Raw genomic sequence first — 2,745 nt, forward strand, 5'->3', positions numbered from 1 at the left:
GCCGATCAGGCGCTGGCCGATGTCCTCGCCGGCATGAAATGACGGCGGCGCTGGCATTGTTCGCCGGCCGTCCCGCAATGGATGCCGCCTTCCCGGCCCGGGGCCTCTGCGATCCGCGATCGCTCATGCGGTCACCGGCCGTGATCCCGGTGCCCGTTGTCGGGAATCACGGACGCAGCCGGCGTGTGGCAGCGAACTGCCGGATCACAGGCCGGCGGCATCGGGATTCAGCCGCCGGGCCAGATCGTCGCTCAGGGAGCGCGCAAACCCGGCGCTCAGGTGCTGCGTGTCGCGGAAGGCGACCATGCCGTGCTGCTGCGCGCGGCAGACGCCGCCGGGGCAGACGGCGTCGCTCATGTCGACGACCTTCACATTGCTGAAGGCCGCGGCGGCGGACCGGATCCAGCGGTCCACGTCGTCATGGCGGGGGTCCCGGAGCGCAGCGGCGCATCGGTCCTGATCCGGGATCTGCTGGTACAGCCATCCGCGCGGGGCCAGGCAGGACGGCGCATCGAAGGGCAGGACCGGCGTCGAGCGCAGCAGGTAGACCCGGCCGGCCGCGGCGGCGAGCGGGGTCAGCAGCCGTGCCGTGCCTTCCCGCCACTGGCTTTCGCTGAAATCGTAGGTGTAGGTCGAGCCGAGGATCACCATGTCCGGGTGCAGTTGCGCGATGGCCTGCAGGGCGTTCGCGCGCCAGCGTTCGCATTCCTCGTAGCGGCGCCCGATCCGGGCATAGAAGATCGGCTCGTCCACCATCGGGCACGACGATTTGGTCAGCACCAGCAGACGCCAGTCCCGGGGAACGAACACGGATTCAAACGCTGGAAACCATTGCAGACCGATGCTGTCGCCGAGCACGACCGCGGTCTTTCCCGCCTTGCCGGTGCCGAATTCGCAGGCTTTCACCGTATCGGCGTGAAACCAGTCGTCGCAGCCCATTGCATAGATCACCGGCGCATCGAGGCGGGCCTGTTCATAGGGTTGTTGCTGCGCGTTTCCAGCTTCCTGCAGGCTGTCCTCGTGCCAGTTCAGCGCCAGTCCGCTGGTGATGAACATCGTCAGCATCGTGCCGGCCAGCACGGCGCGCACGGGCAGCGGGTGGCGCCGGGCATCGCGCAGTGGCGCTTCGATCAGCACGTGCGTCAGGGCGGCGAGCAGCAGTGCCAGCAGCGCAAGCCCTGCGCGCACCTCCAGCCGCGACGCATCCAGCACGGCGGCACCGAGCAGCAGCACCGGCCAGTGCCACAGATACCAGACGTAGGAAACCCGCCCGATCGCCTGCATCGGCGCCCGCGACAGCAGCCAGCCGACGCCGGATCGCGACAGGTGCGCACCGCTTGCCAGCACCACCGCCGCGCCCACGCTCGGCAGGGCGGCGAGGAAGCCGGGGTAGCCCGACTGGCCGTCGAACAGCAGTGCGGCCGCGAGGATGGCCGCGAGCCCCAGCCAGCCCGCCGGGCGCAGCAGGCCGGGGGCGACGGCCGGGGGCGTCTGGCCGCCGAAGTGCAGATACACCAGCGCGCCCAGCGCGAACTGCCAGACGCGGGTCGGGAGCAGGTAATAGGCCGGCAGCGGATCGAGTGCCGTCCAGACGATGCTGACGAGCAGGCCGAGGACGGTGATCACCGGCAGTGCCCGCCGCAGCCGTCCCGGATTCGCCTGGCCGCTGTCGGGGCGTCCGGCCGTGGCCAGCAGGATCAGCAGCGCGGGCCAGATCAGGTAGAACTGCTCCTCGACGCCCAGCGACCAGGTGTGCAGGAACAGATTGCCCTCGGCTCCCGCACTGAAGTAATCGAGTTCGGAAAACGAAAAATAAAAGTTGCTGAGCCAGACGATCGCGCTGGCTGCGGCCAGCGCCTGCCCCGGCTGTTCGCCGATGGCCAGCAATTGCTGGCCGAGCAGGCTGCTGATGGCAATGACGACCAGCAGCGAAGGAAACAGGCGCCGGAAACGGCGGGCATAGAACCGTGGCAGATCGATGCGTCCGTGCGTCGTCAGTTCCTGCACGAGCAGACCGGTGATCAGGTAACCGGACAGCACGAAAAACACGTCGACGCCGATGAAGCCTCCGGCCAGAAAATCGATCCTGGCGTGTGCCGCCACGACCAGCATCACCGCGACCGCACGCAATCCTTCGATGTCGGGGCGAAATTTCACGGGTGGTGTCCTTGCTGTCGATTTGAAAAACAGGCAGGCGCCATCGCGCAGGGCGATGCCGTCTGGCGGCAATCCCGCCGCTTGCCTCCGGGGCAGGCGTTCGTTCAGGGAAGCCGGGCGCACGCTGCCCGGCCCCGGGATTTTACGCTGCAGCCGCAGCGCGCCGTAACCGGTCTTTCCGAAGGGCGCATGCGGATGCCCGATGGCGGATACCGGTCACACCGCAAGCCTTCGCTTTTCAGTTCCTCGTGCCTCGTGGGAGAGGTGTCGGGGAGAAAAGAGGAAAACCATGCACTTGCGTGTGATCGGCATGACGCATCGGGCAAGGCGGGTTCTGCCTGAAACGCCGGCAGCGTGCAGGCGCGAGGGTGTGCCGCGGCTTCAGGCCCGGGATCCGCCATCCGCCGGCGGCTCGAAGCGCACGTCCTCGTACACCGCCGCGATCGGCACGCACAGATCGATGCTGGCGAATCCGACCGTGTCGCCGGCCTCGGCGGCGTGCAGCGTCCAGCCGTCGGGGCTGCGGCGGAAGACCTGCACCAGCGGCGCGTCCGGGTCGATGGTCACGTATTCCTGCAGGCTCGCGAG

Annotated in this window: 1 protein-coding gene and 1 pseudogene; both read right to left on the bottom strand. The window is 68.3% G+C overall.

Translation table 11 applies throughout. From position 1 onward, the window contains the following. Positions 1-204: 204 nt before the first annotated feature. Positions 205-2,157, bottom strand: coding sequence for an acyltransferase family protein (locus PKE44_RS17905; RefSeq protein WP_324553972.1), 1,953 nt, complete (start codon positions 2,155-2,157; stop codon positions 205-207). 381 nt (positions 2,158-2,538) lie between these two features. Then, positions 2,539-2,745: pseudogene (locus PKE44_RS17910) on the bottom strand (Uma2 family endonuclease); the annotation flags it as partial.

The organism is Plasticicumulans sp. (assembly GCF_035331805.1).
Taxonomy (GTDB): Bacteria; Pseudomonadota; Gammaproteobacteria; order Competibacterales; family Competibacteraceae; genus Plasticicumulans.